This window comes from Ochrobactrum sp. SFR4, from assembly GCF_019730395.1.
GTDB lineage: Bacteria > Pseudomonadota > Alphaproteobacteria > Rhizobiales > Rhizobiaceae > Pseudochrobactrum.
Map to the genome: position 1 here is coordinate 261,212 of NZ_JAAPBB010000001.1, position 17,047 is coordinate 278,258.

16 protein-coding genes and 1 pseudogene are annotated in these 17,047 nt (G+C 52.7%); 6 read left to right on the top strand and 11 right to left on the bottom strand.

The genetic code is table 11. The features are described 5' to 3' along the window. Positions 1–25: 25 nt before the first annotated feature. Positions 26–1,492 (top strand): xylulokinase, encoded by a 1,467-nt coding sequence (gene xylB, locus HBA93_RS01125; RefSeq protein ID WP_221722043.1) that lies wholly within the window; start codon positions 26–28, stop codon positions 1,490–1,492. On the opposite strand, the gene HBA93_RS01130 is transcribed toward xylB, so the two are convergent. After that, on the bottom strand, positions 1,459–2,679 hold the full coding sequence (locus HBA93_RS01130; RefSeq protein ID WP_221722044.1) for a multidrug effflux MFS transporter: 1,221 nt from the start codon (positions 2,677–2,679) through the stop codon (positions 1,459–1,461). The two genes, xylB and HBA93_RS01130, sit on opposite strands and share 34 nt — an antisense overlap. 107 nt (positions 2,680–2,786) lie before the next feature. Between HBA93_RS01130 and HBA93_RS01135 the strand changes: the two genes are divergently transcribed. Further along, on the top strand, positions 2,787–3,686 hold the full coding sequence (locus HBA93_RS01135) for a LysR family transcriptional regulator (RefSeq protein WP_221722045.1): 900 nt from the start codon (positions 2,787–2,789) through the stop codon (positions 3,684–3,686). Here the strand turns inward: HBA93_RS01135 and HBA93_RS01140 are convergent. Genes HBA93_RS01140 through ppaT form a run of 6 tightly spaced genes read right to left on the bottom strand, consistent with a single transcriptional unit; the run spans position 3,661 to position 9,806 of the window. Continuing rightward, the gene (locus HBA93_RS01140) at positions 3,661–4,434 is read right to left on the bottom strand and encodes an ABC transporter ATP-binding protein (protein ID WP_221722046.1); all 774 of its coding nucleotides are present in this window, start codon (positions 4,432–4,434) and stop codon (positions 3,661–3,663) included. The genes HBA93_RS01135 and HBA93_RS01140 overlap by 26 nt on opposite strands. After that, entirely contained in the window at positions 4,431–5,225 is a 795-nt protein-coding gene (locus HBA93_RS01145; RefSeq protein WP_221722047.1) for an ABC transporter ATP-binding protein, read from the bottom strand. The genes HBA93_RS01140 and HBA93_RS01145 overlap by 4 nt, the downstream gene beginning before the upstream one ends. Next, positions 5,218–6,048, bottom strand: coding sequence for an ABC transporter permease (locus HBA93_RS01150; protein WP_221722048.1), 831 nt, complete (start codon positions 6,046–6,048; stop codon positions 5,218–5,220). Before HBA93_RS01150 ends, HBA93_RS01145 begins: the two co-directional genes overlap by 8 nt. Further along, the gene (locus tag HBA93_RS01155) at positions 6,045–7,016 is read right to left on the bottom strand and encodes an ABC transporter permease (RefSeq protein WP_221722049.1); all 972 of its coding nucleotides are present in this window, start codon (positions 7,014–7,016) and stop codon (positions 6,045–6,047) included. The genes HBA93_RS01150 and HBA93_RS01155 overlap by 4 nt, the downstream gene beginning before the upstream one ends. Before the next feature lie 6 nt (positions 7,017–7,022). Next, entirely contained in the window at positions 7,023–8,672 is a 1,650-nt protein-coding gene (locus HBA93_RS01160) for an ABC transporter substrate-binding protein (protein ID WP_221722050.1), read from the bottom strand. 24 nt (positions 8,673–8,696) lie between these two features. After that, on the bottom strand, positions 8,697–9,806 hold the full coding sequence (gene ppaT / locus HBA93_RS01165) for a pyridoxamine--pyruvate transaminase (RefSeq protein ID WP_286201689.1): 1,110 nt from the start codon (positions 9,804–9,806) through the stop codon (positions 8,697–8,699). A gap of 346 nt (positions 9,807–10,152) precedes the next feature. Here ppaT and HBA93_RS01170 point away from each other — a divergent pair. After that, a pseudogene (locus tag HBA93_RS01170) lies at positions 10,153–11,222 on the top strand (purine-nucleoside phosphorylase). Positions 11,223–11,286: 64 nt separating this feature from the next. On the opposite strand, the gene aptA reads toward HBA93_RS01170, so the two are convergent. Continuing rightward, positions 11,287–12,618: an omega-aminotransferase AptA gene (gene aptA / locus HBA93_RS01175; RefSeq protein ID WP_221722051.1), complete on the bottom strand. Its 1,332-nt coding sequence runs from the start codon at positions 12,616–12,618 to the stop codon at positions 11,287–11,289. Between the two features lie 191 nt (positions 12,619–12,809). On the opposite strand from aptA, the gene HBA93_RS01180 reads away from it, so the two are divergent. Next, positions 12,810–13,364: a cupin domain-containing protein gene (locus tag HBA93_RS01180; RefSeq protein ID WP_121993812.1), complete on the top strand. Its 555-nt coding sequence runs from the start codon at positions 12,810–12,812 to the stop codon at positions 13,362–13,364. A gap of 36 nt (positions 13,365–13,400) precedes the next feature. After that, entirely contained in the window at positions 13,401–13,760 is a 360-nt protein-coding gene (locus HBA93_RS01185; RefSeq protein ID WP_121993811.1) for a winged helix-turn-helix domain-containing protein, read from the top strand. Between the two features lie 3 nt (positions 13,761–13,763). Here HBA93_RS01185 and HBA93_RS01190 read toward each other — a convergent pair whose 3' ends face one another. From HBA93_RS01190 to HBA93_RS01200, 3 genes are read right to left on the bottom strand one after another with little or no spacing between them, the layout of a single operon-like run. Next, positions 13,764–14,186, bottom strand: coding sequence for a DoxX family protein (locus tag HBA93_RS01190; protein WP_221722052.1), 423 nt, complete (start codon positions 14,184–14,186; stop codon positions 13,764–13,766). Beyond that, positions 14,183–14,830, bottom strand: a complete 648-nt coding sequence (locus HBA93_RS01195) for a TetR/AcrR family transcriptional regulator (protein ID WP_221722053.1) — start codon at positions 14,828–14,830, stop codon at positions 14,183–14,185. The genes HBA93_RS01190 and HBA93_RS01195 overlap by 4 nt, the downstream gene beginning before the upstream one ends. Then, entirely contained in the window at positions 14,827–15,741 is a 915-nt protein-coding gene (locus HBA93_RS01200) for a DMT family transporter (RefSeq protein WP_221722054.1), read from the bottom strand. Before HBA93_RS01200 ends, HBA93_RS01195 begins: the two co-directional genes overlap by 4 nt. A 190-nt stretch (positions 15,742–15,931) precedes the next feature. Here HBA93_RS01200 and HBA93_RS01205 point away from each other — a divergent pair, with 190 nt between their 5' ends. Next, entirely contained in the window at positions 15,932–17,041 is a 1,110-nt protein-coding gene (locus tag HBA93_RS01205) for a porin (protein ID WP_221722055.1), read from the top strand. Positions 17,042–17,047 lie beyond the last annotated feature (6 nt).

Consider the following 17,047-nt stretch of genomic DNA (forward strand, 5'->3'; position numbering starts at 1 on the left):
TAATTTCAGCTACAGGATCAGCAGCATGGCATTTTATCTCGGTCTTGACCTCGGCACGTCCGGCCTCAAAGCACTGCTGATTGATGAAGAGCAGAAAATTATCGCTTCTGCCCATGCAGAGCTCCATGTCTCCCGTCCGCATCAAAGCTGGTCTGAGCAACAGCCGCAAGACTGGATAAAAGCCGCAGAAGCAGCAATCACCCGGCTAAAAGCGGAACATGGCACTGCACTCAAAAATGCGCATGGTGTCGGACTTTCCGGCCAGATGCATGGTGCGGTTCTGCTGGATGCGCAGGATCAGGTACTGCGCCCCGCCATTCTCTGGAATGATACACGCAGCCACGCCCAAGCCGCGCAACTGGATGCTGATCCGCAATTCCGTACCCTCACCGGCAATATTGTCTTTCCGGGTTTTACCGCACCGAAATTGCTTTGGGTGAAGGAAAACGAACCGGAGATTTTTGCCCGCATTAAAAAGATCCTGCTGCCAAAAGATTATCTGCGTCTGTGGCTGACCGGCGAACATGTCAGCGAAATGTCTGATGCCTCCGGCACGTCCTGGCTGGATGTGGCACAACGCAAATGGTCCCCAAGCCTGCTGGCCGCAACAGAACTCGATGAAAGCCGGATGCCGCGCCTTGTCGAAGGCACAGATGTCTCCGGCACATTGCGCGCAGAGCTGTGTCAGCAATGGGGAATGGCATCAGGCGTGGTGGTAGCCGGTGGTGCCGGAGATAATGCGGCATCCGCCTGTGGTATCGGCACGGTGAAAGCCGGACAGGCCTTTGCCTCGCTCGGCACATCCGGCGTGTTATTTGCCGCCAATGACAGTTTTCTGCCGCGTCCTGACAGTGCCGTTCATGCCTTCTGCCATGCTCTGCCACAGACATGGCATCAGATGGGGGTTATCCTCTCCGCAACGGATGCCCTGAACTGGTACAGCACCATCACCGGTCATGAAGCTGCGGCGCTGACGCAAGAGCTCGGCGATGATCTGCAAACCCCATCAGGAGTGACCTTCCTGCCTTATCTTTCCGGTGAGCGCACCCCGCATAATGACAGTCTGATCCGCGGCAGTTTCACAGGGCTCAGCCATAGCGACAATCGTGTGGCACTCACCCAGGCCGTGCTTGAAGGGGTAGCTTTTGCCTTCCGTGACAATCTGGAAGCTCTGACAAGGGCTGGCACACAACTTGAAAGCGTCATAGCCATCGGCGGCGGCTCACGCTCGGCCTATTGGCTGAAAGCACTGGCCACCGCTCTGAATATGCCGGTTCATCTGCCTGCCGACGGTGATTTCGGCGCGGCTTTCGGGGCTGCACGTCTTGGACTGATTGCTGCTGAAAATGCTGATGCTCTGGCTATTTGCACCAGCCCGCAGATTATCAAAACCATTGAGCCGGATAAAAAACTCCATGCGGCTTATGAAACAGCCTATCAACGCTATACCGCGCTGTATCAGGCTTTAAAACCGGTTATCCGTGTCTTGTAAACACAAACGAAGAATATCAGCGCCGCAGCCACACTCAGCCCCAGCGCATAGGTCGGGAAAACCAGCGCTGAGCCACTGTGTAGCAATGCCATGCCCTCTGTAAGCGCTGTGATCACCGCATAGTAGAACAAGCCGAGCAAAGCGCCTGCCGTACCCAAAGCATCGTGATAATGCTGTAATGCACTATGCAGACAGGCGGTTGTCAGCAAAGTAAATCCGGCAAACAACAGCACGGAAAAACCGGTAAACAACACAAGATAAAGCTGTCCTCTCGTCAGCAGGCTCACGACCAGCAAACCGGCAGCGGCACAAGCCAGCAGCAGAATGCCTGCAAGCATTACCGTCTGACCTGTATAACCCGCCGCATTCAAACGGCGCATAGCCATACCACCCCAGATACTGCCGGACACCACCAGCATACAAAGCGTGCCATAAATAACGGGCGACAAGCCCTGCATATTGATCAGCAGAAACGGTGCTTCCGCATAGAAGCTGAAAATAATCCCGTTACCGATACCGATCAGCAGCCCAGTGCCAATCACCTGCGGATCGCGCAGCATCCGTGCCAAAATCTGCATCAGTGATGATTTATGGTTCTGCTTCACCAGAGTTTCAGGAAAAGCCGCACAGACCAGCACCAGAGAGACAGCGCCGAGCATCAGCAGCACCATGAAAGCGGTCCGCCAGTCCCCGAGAGTAACACTCAGACCGCCGATAAACGGCCCTGCTGCCGCGGAAACAGGAATGAGCATACCAATTGTTGTGAAAACAACCACGCGGCGCTCACCGATGAATGCCTCACGACAGACAGACTGAATTACCACCGAACAGCTGGCCGCACCAAAAGCCTGAATGAAACGTCCGCTATTGAGCACCCACAACGAGGATGCGGAAAGACAGATCAGGCACCCCAGCAGATACAGTGTCAGTGTGATGATCATGGTTTTACGTCGCCCGATATGATCGGACACCTGCCCCCAGCATAAAACGCCAAGCGCGAAACCGGCAAAAAAGATGCTCAGTGTTGTTTGCGCCGCCGATGCGGAAATATTCAGCCCCCGCGCCATATCGGCCAGAGAGGGGGTGTAAATTGTTTCGCCGATTTGCGGCAGTGTAACCAGCAGCGCCAGAAGCAGCAAAGCCGGTGTTTTACGGAATGTCTCCGTTTGCGCAGCCAATGTGGTCATGGCGCATTCCTTTCTTTATTCAGAATTTGCGCCAGTCCTTAAAACAATCTAATAAGTAACATAAGTCCTATTAAAATTACGATTTCATAACTTAAAGTTACGAATATATGTCACCGAATTTTCGCGTTTCACCGCAGCAGATGCAAATTTTTCTGGATATTGCCGAGGCTGGCAGCATTGCTGCTGCCGCCAAAAAGCTCGGCATTTCCGCTCCTGCCGTCAGCAAACAACTGACAATGCTGGAGAACCAGCTGGAACTGGGACTGATTGAACGCACCACACGACGTATGCAACTGACACCGGCAGGCCGGATTTTCAAAGATTATGCGGCCGAGACATTGCGCCTCCTGAGCGAACGGGAAAGCCGTTATCTTTCAGAAATGCGTGGCGAGCCATCCGGTACTTTACGCGTTGTTGTGGCACGTCCGCTGGCCACACAATTCCTGCTGCCGCATTTACACGAATTTACCAGCCGCTTTCCGCATATCACCCTTGATCTGGAGCTGGCTGAGCGCTTTCCGGATATTGAACAGGAGAATATCGATCTGATTTTCGGCATGACCATGCAAGGCACTTCCGGCCTGATCCAGCGCTCCATCGGCAAGACGGCCTATTGGCTCTGTGCCGCACCGTCTTACTTGGAGCGCCATGGTCACCCGCGACAACCGGATGATCTGAGCGAACATTATCTGATTGCCCATACGATGCGCCGCCATCCGAACAGGCTGATATTCAGAGTTCATCAGGAAGTGGCAATGCGCACAGTTCTGCGCCTCAATGACACCTCGGCCATGCGGCAGGCTGCCTGCCAAGGCACAGGCATTGTTTCTCTGCATCATTATATGGTTGAGGATATGATCCGCTCCGGCGAGTTGATCCGCCTGCTGCCGGATTATGAATTACCAGCGGTGCCGGTGCATCTGTTCTACCGGAAAAGCGGGCGCATTCTGCCAGCTCTGCGACACTTCATTGATTTCGCCGTTAAGATTTGCCGTATTCCTTTATAAGTTTTGGAACGGCATCAACCAGTTGCCGCGTCGGCTCGGTCTGCGGGTTTTGCAGCACTATATCCGGCACACCCTGTTCGACAATCTCGCCCTCATGCAACACCAGCATCCGGTCACAAAAAGCCCGTACCAGTGCCAGATCATGCGATATAAACAGATAGGCAATGCCATTATCGCGCTGTAAATCGGCCAGAAGATTAAGGATTTTCGCACGCACTGATACATCCAGCGCTGATACGGGTTCATCCAGTACAATCAGGTCAGGTTTGCACAACAGCGCACGGGCAATCGCCACACGCTGGCGCTGACCTCCGGAGAGTTCACGCGGGTAGCGGTCAGCCATATCCGCTGTCAGACCAACCCGTTGCAGGACTTCAGCAATTTGCTGGTTCGTATGCTGCTGACTGCCATGCAGAATCAGCGGCACCTGCAAAATCTGACGAAGCGTATGGCGCGGATTGAAAGCCGCCAAAGGGTCCTGAAACACCATCTGGAACTGAGCCCGTTTCTCCCGCAGCGCACTGCCCTGAAGGGCGGTAATATCCGTGCCGTTGAGAATAATCTTACCGCTATCCGGTTCGTTCAATCGCATAATCAGCCGCGCCAAAGTGCTTTTGCCGGAGCCGGAGCGCCCGACCAGCGCCAGTGTCTCACCGGCATGAAGTGTGAGATTGATATTCTTCAAACCTTTTGAAGGGTCTTTGCCAAAGGCTTTGTTGAGAGCGGCAATCTGCAAAACCTCTTTCATAACACACCGTCAATCTCAGGCAGACGCGACTGTTTCTGCCAGTCCAGCCCGATATGGGTTGCCAGCAAAGCTTTGGTATAATCATGCTGCGGTGCGGTGATCACCTGTTCAGCAGTGCCAAGTTCCACCATTTGCCCGCGATAAAGTACTGCAATCCGATCGGCCAGTTGTGAAGCCAGCGCAATATCATGGGTCACAAACAGCATTGTCAGCCCTTGCGCGCGCACCAGACCATCCAGCAATTGTGCCACATGATTTTGTACAACCGTATCCAGCGCACTGGTCGGCTCGTCTGCGATCAGCAATTGCGGCTGTGCAGCCAAAGCTGCGGCAATAGCAATACGCTGTTTCTGCCCGCCGGAGAATTCATGCGGATAGCTGCGTAAGCGCTGCTGACTGTCCGCAATCTGCACTTGCTGCATCAGTTCTGCCGCTCTTTGGCGAGCTTCAGTCCAGGAAGTTTTAAGATGCGTGACGATCACTTCCGCAATTTGATCGCCCACCCGCATCATCGGATCGAGTGACCCATCGGGATCCTGAAACACCACGCCGATATCGCGCCCCGCACGCGGCTCATGCGCCAAAGCCGGAAAGCGGATTGAACCGGCAATTTTAGCACTGGCAGGCAAGAGACCTGCAATTGCCATAGCCAATGTAGTTTTACCGGAACCGCTTTCACCAATCAGTGCCAGTCGCTCGCCCTGTGCCAGTTCAAAGCTGACCGGTTGCAGCACCTGCTGCGCACCATAGTGAACCGTCAAATCCTGTACAGCAAGAAAGACCTCAGACATTGCTGCGCTCCCTCGCTGAAGATGGGCGGCGGGTCAGCGCCTGACCGGTCAGATGAACAGCCAGAACGGTGACCACCAAGGCCAACCCCGGAATGATGGATAGATAAGGTGCTGAACGCAACACGCTGCGCCCTTCCGCAATCATCGTGCCCCATGTCACGCTGTTCGGATCGCCAAAGCCCAAAAAGGCCAGTGAGGCTTCAATCAAAATAGCCGCCGCGACCGAAACGGCTGCCAGCGATGCTGCAGGGCCGAAGGCATTGGGCAGGATTTCCCGAAAAGCAATGGAGAACGGCCCCTGCCCCAGCATACGGGCAGCTGCGACGAAATCGCGTTCACGCAGCGACAGCACCTCCGCCCGTGTCACCCGCGCAGCCTGCGTCCAGCTGCCGATGCTGATTGCAATAATCAGTGTCGGAATGCTCGGCCCCAGCACATTAATCATCGCCAGTGCCAGCAAAAAGCCCGGCACAGTCTGAAACGCCTCAGTGATCCGCATCAGAACATTGTCGGCAAAACCACCGAGAAATCCGGCCAATGTGCCGATCAGACTACCGGCAATCAGCGCAGCGGCTGCGGAACTCAGCGCCACCAGCAAAGTCGTACGTGCGCCATGAAACAGTCCCGCCAGCACATCGCGCCCCAGCCGATCTGTCCCGAGCCAATGAGCGTGATCTGTGAATGGCCGTATCAGCGGTTCTCCGGCAATCGCCAGCGGATCACCGGCAAACAGCAATGGTGCAGACAGCGCCATCAGCCCTAAAAGTATCAGAAGGCCAATACCGGCCTTGCCCTGTCTGTCCAAAGTCTGAAAAAACTTCATTGGCGCTGGCTCCGCACCCGCGGATCAAGCCGCGCATAGGCCAGATCAACCAGCAGATTGGCAATGATCACCGCAAAAGCACCGAACAGAATAACGCCCAAAAGTAATGCCGTATCGCGTTTGGCAACGGCCTCTGCCGCGAGACGTCCGAAACCCGGAATGGCAAAGACGCTCTCAATCACCACACTGCCGCCGAGCATCACACCCGCTTGCAGGCCTAACATTGTCACCACCGGCAACACAGCATTGCGGGCAATGTGCCGCCAGATAATCCGGCGCGAAGAAATACCGCGTGCTTTAAGCGCCTGCACAAACATTTCCTGATGCAGATCGGCCATGCGGTCACGCATCAGCCGCAGATAGAGCGTGAGATAGACACTGGAAAGCGCTGCAACCGGCAGGATCAGATGTCGGCTGATATCCGCCGCTCTGGCCAGCCCTGTTTTGCCGGATGCAATGGTTTCCAGCCCGCCGATTGGCAACCAGCGCAATGTTACGCCGAAGATCACGATCAGTACCAAACCCAACCAGAAACCCGGCACGGCATAAAGCGCCAGCGAGGTCAGCGATAACAACCGGTCACGTTTGGAATGCGGTTTGGCACCGGCCACAATGCCAAGCAGAGAACCGACAAAGAATGCCAGAAATGTCGATACGCCCATCAATAGCAGCGTTGTCGGAAGCCGCTCCAGAATAACATCCAGCACCGGACGCTGAAAAGCCGAAGACCAGCCGAAATCACCGGAGAACAGCGCCGTGACATAGGCAAAGAACCGCTGCAACGGCCCCTGATCCAGCCCCCATGACTGGCGCAAAGCTTCAAGCTGCTGCGCATCCGCCCCGCCCATCTGCGCCACATAAGCATCCACGGCATCGCCGGGAGCAGCTTCCAGAATAAGGAAGCTGCCCACCAGAACAATACCCAGAACCGGAAAGATACTGGCAAGACGGCGGAGGAGAAACGGCACTGCGGCTTACTCTTGCAAACCGGTATTCGCCCAGCCGGACACCGCCCAGCGCGGATTATCCGAGACATTCTGCACGCGTTCGCTGGCAACCGTAATGAACGAGAAATCCGCGACATTGATCAGCGGCAGATCTTCTGCCACCAGACGCTGCAAATCCTGATAGATGCCTGCACGCGCCTTATCATCAAGCGTCACCGCACCTTTAGCGATCAGTGCATCGACCGCCTCATTCTTATAGCCATATTGATTGGTGAATGGCGCACCGACCGGTAATCCGCTCTGGAACAGCACTGTCGTCGAGATCGCCGGATCAGAACGGTAAACCGGCGTTGCCACCGCGATATCAAAATCATGATCGGTGTAGACCGCTTTGAGATGCGCCGGAGAGTCATTGGCGACAATCACCGCATCAATGCCGATTTTCACCAAAGCCTGCCGCAAATAATCGCCGAATTGCTTGGTTTCATTGAAGAATGGAGCAGGCAGCAGCTTCAGCTTAAAGCGAATACCGTCAGCGCCCTTCTTATAACCGGCTTCGTCCAGCAGGCTTTCAGCCTTGGCAATATCAAAGACATATTGCTGCGTATCCGGCGCATAGAAGACCTTGTCAAAAGCCGGTACCGGTCCTGTCGCCGGTTTTGCATAACCAAGGAAAATCGTCTTAACCACAAAGTCCTTATCAATCGCATGGGCGATAGCCTGGCGCACTTTCAGATCAGCCAGTTCTTTGCGACGATGATTAAGTTCGACACTGAGCTGATAAGTCAGCGCCTCATAGCCATTGGCATAGACTTTCAGCCCCGGCACTTTGGCAATCCGCTCAAGATCGGCCAGCGGTACGGCAGAGAACGCGGCCAGCTGTATCTGATCTGCTTCCAGCGCATTACCAGCAGAAGCACGATCCGGCAGCACCTGATAGACAATCTCATCCAGTGCAGGTGCTTGTTTGTCCCAGTAATTCTCATTGCGTTTCAGCAGATAATATTCACCCGGCTTATGATCCCCATAGATGAACGGCCCTGTGCCCACCAGTTTTTCATTGGCCGGATTTTTGGCAATATCCGTGCCTTCATAAAGATGTTTCGGCAGTACTGAAGTCACTACCGGCAAGGCATTGCGGATCAGCTGAAACGGTGTCGGTTCGGAGAAACGGAAGATAGCTGTATGCTCATCCGGAGTCTCAACGCTTTCCAGATTTTTGAAAACCGAGCGGCCGAGATTTTGCAGTTTCTTCCAAACCTCCAGCGCCGAAAAAGCCACATCAGCAGACGTGAACGGTTTGCCGTCATGCCATGTCACGCCTTCCCGCAGTTTGAACGTGGCAGACAGGCCATCTGCTGAGCCTTCCCAGCCGGTAGCCAGCAGCGGCTTCAAACCATCCGGATGCTGAGCATCGACATAAGCCTGCTCGGCCAAAGTCTCGATAACCTTACTCGCCACATAGAAAACGCCGTTTGAGGCCACAATCGCCGGATTAAGATTGGCTGGCTCGCTGTCCGCCGCCACAACCAGACGACCACCGCGATTGGGCACAACCGCTTCGCGGCGTGGCGATGTTGAACTTTGCGCCAAAGCAAAACTCGGCAGAACGGACAATGCTGCAAGACCGGCAGTTCCTGCCAGCAGTGCGCGTCGGTTAAGCGTCAATCTTGTCATAATACCCTGTCCCTCTGTAACCGCTTAAATCTTAAGTTTTTTCAATGCAGCGGCCAAAGCCTCAACAGCCTTTGTCGCAAATTCCGGTTGCGCTGACGCCCCCATATGACCGATACGCAAAACCTTGCCAGCCGTATCCTTGCGACCCAGCGACACCAGCACATCATGGTCGCGCAGCATCAGATCGCGCAAAGCCACATCGCTGATGCCATCCGGCACTTTGAACACTGTCGCAGTCGGTGCCGCAGTGGCTTCCTGACGCGGCCATAAGTCCAGCCCCAATGCTTTGACACCTTCACGGGCAATTTGCGCCGTTTGCGCATGGCGCGCCCAGACGTTTGAAGCACCTTCCGCCAAATAAAGATCAAGCGCAGCATTGAGAGCATAAATTTCCGCAACTGACGGCGTTACCGGAAAAGCATTGCCTGCCCGCCATGCCTCTTTCCAGTCCAAAAGGCTCAGGAATGATGCCCTTGGCGCATCCGGATTCTCTTCCATTTTCTGCCATGCGCGATCACTCACTGCTGCGAGCGTCAGCCCTGGTGTACTGCCCAGACATTTGGACGGCGATGTAATGAAAATATCCGCATGCACGGCTTCAGGATGCACATCCATGCCGCCAAAAGACGACACTGCATCGACAATCAGATAAGCACCGTGACGCGCGGCAATGGCACCGATCTCCGCCAAAGGATTGAGCGTTCCCGAAGGCGTATCGTGATGGCAAACGGCGATAATGCTAATGTCAGGGCGCTGTTTAAGAGCAGCCTCTACAGCCTGCGGATCAATCACATCATCATATTCTACTGCCAGTTCAATGACTTCACGGCCATAGCGCGCAGCCCAAGGCCCGAAGCCTTTGCCATAAACACCCGATACAAGATTAAGCACCACATCCTGTCGGGCGATCAACCCCGCAGCTGCTGCCTCAATGCCCAGAATAGCCTCACCCTGCATAATCACCGGCTTATTGGTCGTGCGCATGACCTGCGCCAGCTTCTCAATCACGCTTTGATAAAATGCCTGAAATGCATCCGTATAATCATAGGAAACCGGCTGCCCCAATGCACGGAGTACCTCCGGATAGGCAGGCACCGGACCGGTTGTGAGCATATAGGCAGGCACTTGCAGCATGAGATCATGGACCAGTTTAAAAACAGCATCATAGGAGTGGTTTTACGCTTCTCCAAGAGGGATAATTTTCCACGATCAGCAATTATTGAAATATGATTTCTTTTTATTGACAGAGATGAAATATCTCTCTGTGTTCTTTGCAGCAGATAAAGAAGATCACACCAAACACAAAAGCTCTCTTCTGCCTGTGACAAACCAGCTTCCGGCAAGCTTCCGGCAGAGATTCCGGTTTCACTCTCAAAGCAGATCGCGTACAAGACGCAAGATCAGTTTCTTTCCGGCCGGCAGGTAAAGCCTGATCAGCTCATGATCGCAACGCACCTGTCACCACGAATGAAACTTACCAATGTCATATCATCGAAGGTATTCAGAATTGCGCTCGCTTCTTCTTTCCGCTTCTGCCCTCACCGCTATTACTTTTTCTGCTGCACTGGCCGCTCCGGCTCTGGCGCAGGATACTGCTAAAATCGCACCGAAAGTCATGGTCATCACTATGTTCGGTCAGGAAGCCAAGCCTTGGATTGAAGGCGAAAAATTCACCCAGCAGATCAAACTGGCTGGTCTTAATCCTGAATATCCGAATGTTGACTGCACCGACGAAGGTCTGTGTCACATGACAACCGCCATGGGTTTTGCCAATGCGGCAAGCTCGGTCTCGGCCATGGCGCTCAGCGAAAAATTCGACCTCTCCAAAACCTATTTTCTGATTGCCGGTATTGCCGGTGTTGATCCGAAGCACGGTACACTTGGCTCCGCGCACTGGGCAAAATTTGCCGTTGATGCCGACCTGAACCATCGCATTGATCAGAGTGAAGTGCCTGATACATGGGAAACCGGCTCTTTTGCACTTGGTGCCAGAATCCGACCGAAAAAGCCAAATGGTCAGCAGGTACAGAAGTCTATGCTCTCAATGCCAAGCTGACCGATTATGCTTTCAGCGTAACTAAAGATGTGGAATTGCTGGATGGTGACGGTGCGAAAGCCTATCGCAAACATTACAAGGGCGATATCGCAACCGGCGCACCGATCGTCAGCATGTGCGATACACTTTCCAGCGACACCTATTGGCATGGCGTTAAAATGGCTTTGTTCATGGAAAAATGGGTCGAACTGCTGACCGACGGCAAGGCCACCTATTGCACCTCGCAAATGGAAGATAATGCCACTCTGACTGCGCTGAAACGTGCATCCGAAGCTGGTAAACTGAATTTCGACCGTATTGCCCTGCTGCGCACTGCATCAAATTTTGACCGTCAGGGTGAAGATCAGGATGCTCTGGAATCGCTGAAATCAGAATCCGGCGGCTTTAAACTGGCAACCACCAATGCCTATCGTGTCGGCAGAACCTATGCGCAAACCATTCTGACCGGCTGGGACAAGTGGCAGGAAGCGCCTCAGACTGACAGCGCGAAATAATTTAAGCATATAAAAAAGCCCCGCGCAGAACTTTCTGTGCGGGGCTTTTTCATGTCTTATAAAATCACGATGCGCGGTTGATTGCATCACCAAGGATCGAAACAATCTTGCCGATCTCTTCTTTGCTGACGATCAGCGGCGGAGACAAAGCAATCACATCACCGGTCACGCGGATCAGCAGGCCTTTCTTGAAGCAATCGGTGAACACATCATAGGCGCGCGCACCGACTGCACCGTCACGGGAGGATAATTCAATACCGGCCACCAGTCCGAGTGTGCGGATATCGATGACATTCTTCGCGGATTTCAGCGAATGGATCGCTTCCTGCCAGTCATCCGCCAGTTCGGCAGCGCGGGTCAGCAGCCCCTCTTCAGCATAAATATCCAGCGTTGCAATCCCTGCCGCACAAGCTGCCGGATGACCCGAATAAGTATAACCGTGGAACAGCTCAATAGCGCCTTCCGGCCCATGCATCAGACCATCATAAATATGACGGCTGGCAAAAACGGCCCCCATCGGAATGGCACCATTAGTCAGACCTTTTGCTGTGGTGATCAGGTCCGGCGTGACACCAAAATAATCTGATGCGAATGGCGAGCCAAGACGGCCGAAACCGGTGATCACTTCATCAAAAATCAGCAGAATACCGTGTTTTTTGGCAATGGCTGCAAGGCGTTCCAGATAACCTTTTGGCGGCACCAACACACCGGTTGAACCGGCCAGAGGTTCCACAATCACTGCAGCAATGGTTTCCGCACCATGCAGCGCGACCATACGTTCCAGATCATCCGCCAGTTCGGCACCGTGTTCCGGCTGACCTTTGCTGAAAGCGTTTTTCTCAAGATCATGCGTATGGCGCAGATGGTCAGCACCCGGTAGCAACGGAAACACGCGGCGGTTATTAACCAGACCGCCAACGGAAATACCGCCAAAACCCACACCATGATAGCCGCGCTCACGGCCGATCACACGGGTACGGGTGCCCTGCCCAATGGCGCGCTGATAGGCAATCGCAATTTTCAGTGCAGTATCAACGGATTCTGAACCGGAACCGGTGAAGAAAACGCGGTCGAGAATTTTGCCATCACCGCGTGGTGCAATTTCACCAAGACGGGTGGCAAAATCAAACGCAATATTATGCCCCATCTGGAATGTCGGCGCGAAATCCATAGTCGAAAGCTGTTTTTCAACGGCACTGGCAATCTGTTTACGGCCATGACCGGCATTCACACACCACAGACCGGCGGTGCCGTCCAGCACAGAATTACCGTCCACATCCGTGTAATACATGCCTTCAGCTGTAGCCAGCATACGCGGCGCAGATTTGAACTGGCGGTTCGCAGTAAACGGCATCCAGAAACTGTCAAGCTTGGGACTATTGGTTAGATCAGTCATTATCTCTCTCCTCGCCGGCGCAATTTTCCACACGGAAAACCGTCCTCTCCCTTATATGTGACTGAGAGTTGGCCATGCTTCGGAGAGCGAAACAAGTCTATTTCTTGCGCTAATTATCATATTGATCTATTTGATAAAAAATATAAAATGTTTAAAATATTTAACAACCTCAACAGCGGAAACAGATACTCATGACCGGTGAGATCGATATTGGCGGCCGTTTACGCTTCATCCGTGAAAAATCGGGGCTTTCACAGCGCGAACTGGCAAAACGCAGCGGTGTAACCAATGCCACAATTTCGCTGATTGAGGCCAATCAGACCAATCCATCTGTCGGGGCGCTAAAACGCATTCTCGACGGCCTGCCAATCGGTATGTCGGAGTTTTTCGCCCTGCAGCCGGATATGCCGCAAAGGGCATTCTATCAGTCTGAGGAATTTGTCGAGATCGGTAAAGGTAAAATCTCGTACCGGCAGCTGGGCGACAATCTTTTCGGGCGGGCGCTGCAAATTCTCAAAGAACGCTATGAACCGGGTGCAGATACCGGCAAGGTGCCGCTGGTGCATGAAGGTGAGGAAGGCGGCATTATTATTGCCGGTCGTCTGGAAGTGACGGTTGACAGTGAGCGGCGTATATTGGGGCCGGGTGACGGTTATTATTTCGAAAGTCGTCGTCCGCACCGGTTTCGTTGTGTCGGGCCGGTGGCCTGCGACGTTATCAGCGCCTGTACACCACCAACCTTTTAAGCAATTGATTTCTTAAGATAAAGCGGAGGACCAATCATGACGCAACAGGATATCGCTTTACTGAAGCCGGTATTACGGATTGATTTTCCGGAAAATGCACGACTGGGACGCGGCAAGATTCAGCTGCTTGAGCATATTCACGACACCGGCTCAATTTCAGCTGCAGGACGCGCCATGGATATGTCCTATCGCCGTGCATGGCAGCTGGTCGATGCACTGAATTCGATGTTCGGTGAACCTTGCGTCACCTCCCAGCGCGGCGGCAAACAAGGCGGCGGTGCAGTCCTTACACCTTTCGGAGAAGAACTGGTTCGTCGCTTTCGTCATATGGAAGCCACCCTCGCCCGAGCTTTGGGTGACGATATTGAATGGCTGAACAATAACCGCTCTGTATAAGGGTTATTTTCTGCGCATGCGCGGCACAATCGCATGCAATACAGCCACGATAATCAACCCGCCGATAACCGACATATGTTCAACAGCCACATGCATTTTAGCAACCGCTTCTACCCCTTCTGCCCGCCAGAAAGCATGTGAGACCGGAATTGTTATGGCGGTGAACACGCCGAGCGCACCGGCACCCAGCCAGACCAGTGAGCCGCCCCGGATAATCAGAGCAGAACCTATCAGTTGCACAGCAATTGTCAGCGCTGCAAACAAGGCCGGCGCCGGCAGATTATTGGCTGTCATTTCGGCCACCGCAGCCGGAAAATCAAAGAGCTTGGCAATCCCGCTCAGCCAGAATGTCATGGTCAGCAAAATACGCGCCAACAGCTGAATAACGGGCATGGATAATAGCTGATAAATCCAGTTCGGGCTCATAATGTTCCTCCTGTCCGGCCATTGTGTGCAGCCCAGCCATAAAGCAAAGTCTGCAAAGCATGTTCTATGATCTGGTGCTGCATTTCCACACTCACATCTTGCCCAAGCAAGGCCAGGCTGAGCAGGTTCTCAACAATCATATCGTGGAAATGGGTAGCCATAATATAAGGATCGCCTTGTCGCAGACTGCCGTTCCCGACATGCGGGGCAATGGCTTTGGCAAAATAATGCCGCGCCATTTGCGGACCTTTTTCAAACCATGTCCGTGCGATTGCCGGAAACCGTCCGGATTCTGCGATAACCAGCCGTTGAAACGCCACGTGGTGCTCTTCCATCAGGACAGACAGCAATTGGCGACCCAATCGCTCCAGCCCGTCCTTCAACGGCAGCATTGAAACATCCAGATCTTTGATACCGTGAGTAAAGGTCTCACTCATTTGCGAGATAACAGCCATGAACAGGCCTTCTTTATCTCCGAAATGATTATAGAGATTGGTCTTTGAACCACCGGCCTGACGCATGATCTCATCAACCGACACGCCCTCATAGCCATGTTCCAGAAACAGGGCACCGGCGATGGTTCTGATCTGCTCCCGCCGCTCGATGCCGCGGCGGGTAATCCGGACAGGTTTCTCTGTGCTCATTCAGCCGCCTCCGGTTGTTTCTCTGTCTGTTTACCAGCATCTGTAATCTTATGGTGGTGACGTGCAGGTCTGAATGATCTGCGATCAACCAGCTGGCCATAGAGCAAACTTCCCAGCACCAGAGCAATGCCACCAAGCTGCAGCCAGCTTGGCACCATATTATTAAAAACAGCATCCATAATAAAAGCTGTTACCGGAGCGAGCAGGAAAAATGGTGCAACTGCAGAAGGCCCTGCTCCTTCAATGCCACGGAACCACAAAGCAAAAGCCAGAGCTGTCAGGAAGAGTGCGAGAATGACAAAACCGGTAAAATTGACAAGCGTAACGGAAGACGGGATGTCCTGAAAAATCACGGCAAGGATTGCCAGTTCAACACCACCGACAACCAGCTGCCAGCCAGTGAATGCAAGTAAAGAACACGGGCGACCCCATTTATGAACATAAATCCCGCCCAGTGCCACGGATAATGCAGCGCCTAAACCCGCAAGCACGCCGATCATATCCATCTGCACACCACCGCGCAGCACGACAAGGCTGACACCGACTGCACCCAGCAAGACGCTGAAAATCTTATGACCGGTCGGAATGATCTGCATCAGCGGCCATGCCAGCAGAATGGTGAAGAGCGGTCCCAAAGCCTGAATGGTTGCCGCCACACCGCCCGGCAAGCGCAGTGCTGCCATGAAAATCAAGCCAAAGAACAGACCGGCATTAAGCGTACCAAGCACAATAATTTTCCACCACCATTCACGCGGCAGCATTGTGCGGGCAAATAGCAATAGCGGAATACCACCACCCAAAGCGCGGATTGCACCGATAAAAACCGGATTATGCGGCAGCATATTAGACGAAACAATATAGGTGAAGCCCCATAGAATAGTAGCCAGTGCGGCTGCAAGTTTAGGATTCATGATATGACCTGTTTTCAATTTGCCACATCAATATCATACCATACGGTATCGTATCAATTATCTGTTCTCATAAACACTGCGTTCACAAAAAAGAGATAGTACCCATAATTTTCATCGCACAGAACTGTAATATTCACCAAGAAAATTACCCGTCATAATCAATATTTTAAATTCAATATTGGGGACGGCAATGAAATTTAAAAAAATTTATTTAACATTTATCATTTTTGTATCAATCAATAATAGTTCTTACGCTGAAGATAATTTAATTACTCCGGAACCGGATGAAATTAATTATGTAAAAATCTGTGATACTTACGGGAAGACATATTTCACCCTGCCCGGAACACAAACCTGCATGTCATTTGGCGGATATGTGCGTACCACAATACAAGCAGGTCACGACCCTTATGATAATACCAGTTATCACAGCGCTACAAATTCAATGCTTTTCACATTTAATCCCAAAACAGCCTCCGAAACAGAACTTGGCACCATGAAAACCGAAGCCTCGTTACGTTTTCAGTGGGGTGATGGCAAAGACAGTAAAAGCTCCGGAACTCTACGCAAAGCAGTTATCCAGTTGGGCGGTTTACAGATCGGGATGGATTTCTCGGCCTTTATCAGCTTCAGTAATTATCTCGGCAATATCATCAATGATGATGTGATTGCTTATGGCGGCACCCGTACAGCACAAATCAGCTACACCTATAAAAACAGCAACGGTTTCTCGGCCATCCTGGCTCTTGAACAGGGTAATGATAAAGACAGCGGCTATCAAACTAAAAAAGACAACGATGCCAGCCTCATTTATGGCGGCACAATTAAAGATTATGTGCCGCATGTTGTTGCCGGTGTGAAATATGAACAGGGATGGGGCACCATCGCTGCCGTTGCCGCCTATGACAGCGTTAATGAATCATGGGCCGGCAAAACCAAGATCGACCTGAAAGCCAGCGATGCCCTGTCTTTCTGGATGCAGACTGCCTATAAAAACAACAGGGATATTTACTTTGACGGGCAACGCCAGAAAACCAGTTTCTACGGACAATGGGGCGGAGACTGGGCAGCATGGGGCGGAGTTGCTTATAAATTCAACCCAAAAACCAGTCTGAGCACCCAGCTTGGCTATGATGCAAGCAAGACGCTGGCGGCCGCAATCAATCTTGAATATCAAATGGTGCCCGGTCTGATTATCCAGCCGGAGCTCACTTATACAAAGTGGAATGATGAAAAGGCCACGGCACTGTACGGGCAACATTCTGTCGGCGGAACATTGCTTATCCAGCGTTCCTTTTAAACAGTA

Coding starts and splice junctions, on each gene's coding strand:
- xylB (WP_221722043.1), top strand. CDS start 26: ATGGCATTTTATCTCGGTCTTGACCTCGGCACGTCCGGCCTCAAAGCA.
- HBA93_RS01130 (WP_221722044.1), bottom strand. CDS start 2,679: ATGACCACATTGGCTGCGCAAACGGAGACATTCCGTAAAACACCGGCT.
- HBA93_RS01135 (WP_221722045.1), top strand. CDS start 2,787: ATGTCACCGAATTTTCGCGTTTCACCGCAGCAGATGCAAATTTTTCTG.
- HBA93_RS01140 (WP_221722046.1), bottom strand. CDS start 4,434: ATGAAAGAGGTTTTGCAGATTGCCGCTCTCAACAAAGCCTTTGGCAAA.
- HBA93_RS01145 (WP_221722047.1), bottom strand. CDS start 5,225: ATGTCTGAGGTCTTTCTTGCTGTACAGGATTTGACGGTTCACTATGGT.
- HBA93_RS01150 (WP_221722048.1), bottom strand. CDS start 6,048: ATGAAGTTTTTTCAGACTTTGGACAGACAGGGCAAGGCCGGTATTGGC.
- HBA93_RS01160 (WP_221722050.1), bottom strand. CDS start 8,672: ATGACAAGATTGACGCTTAACCGACGCGCACTGCTGGCAGGAACTGCC.
- ppaT (WP_286201689.1), bottom strand. CDS start 9,806: ATGCTGCAAGTGCCTGCCTATATGCTCACAACCGGTCCGGTGCCTGCC.
- aptA (WP_221722051.1), bottom strand. CDS start 12,618: ATGACTGATCTAACCAATAGTCCCAAGCTTGACAGTTTCTGGATGCCG.
- HBA93_RS01180 (WP_121993812.1), top strand. CDS start 12,810: ATGACCGGTGAGATCGATATTGGCGGCCGTTTACGCTTCATCCGTGAA.
- HBA93_RS01185 (WP_121993811.1), top strand. CDS start 13,401: ATGACGCAACAGGATATCGCTTTACTGAAGCCGGTATTACGGATTGAT.
- HBA93_RS01190 (WP_221722052.1), bottom strand. CDS start 14,186: ATGAGCCCGAACTGGATTTATCAGCTATTATCCATGCCCGTTATTCAG.
- HBA93_RS01195 (WP_221722053.1), bottom strand. CDS start 14,830: ATGAGCACAGAGAAACCTGTCCGGATTACCCGCCGCGGCATCGAGCGG.
- HBA93_RS01200 (WP_221722054.1), bottom strand. CDS start 15,741: ATGAATCCTAAACTTGCAGCCGCACTGGCTACTATTCTATGGGGCTTC.
- HBA93_RS01205 (WP_221722055.1), top strand. CDS start 15,932: ATGAAATTTAAAAAAATTTATTTAACATTTATCATTTTTGTATCAATC.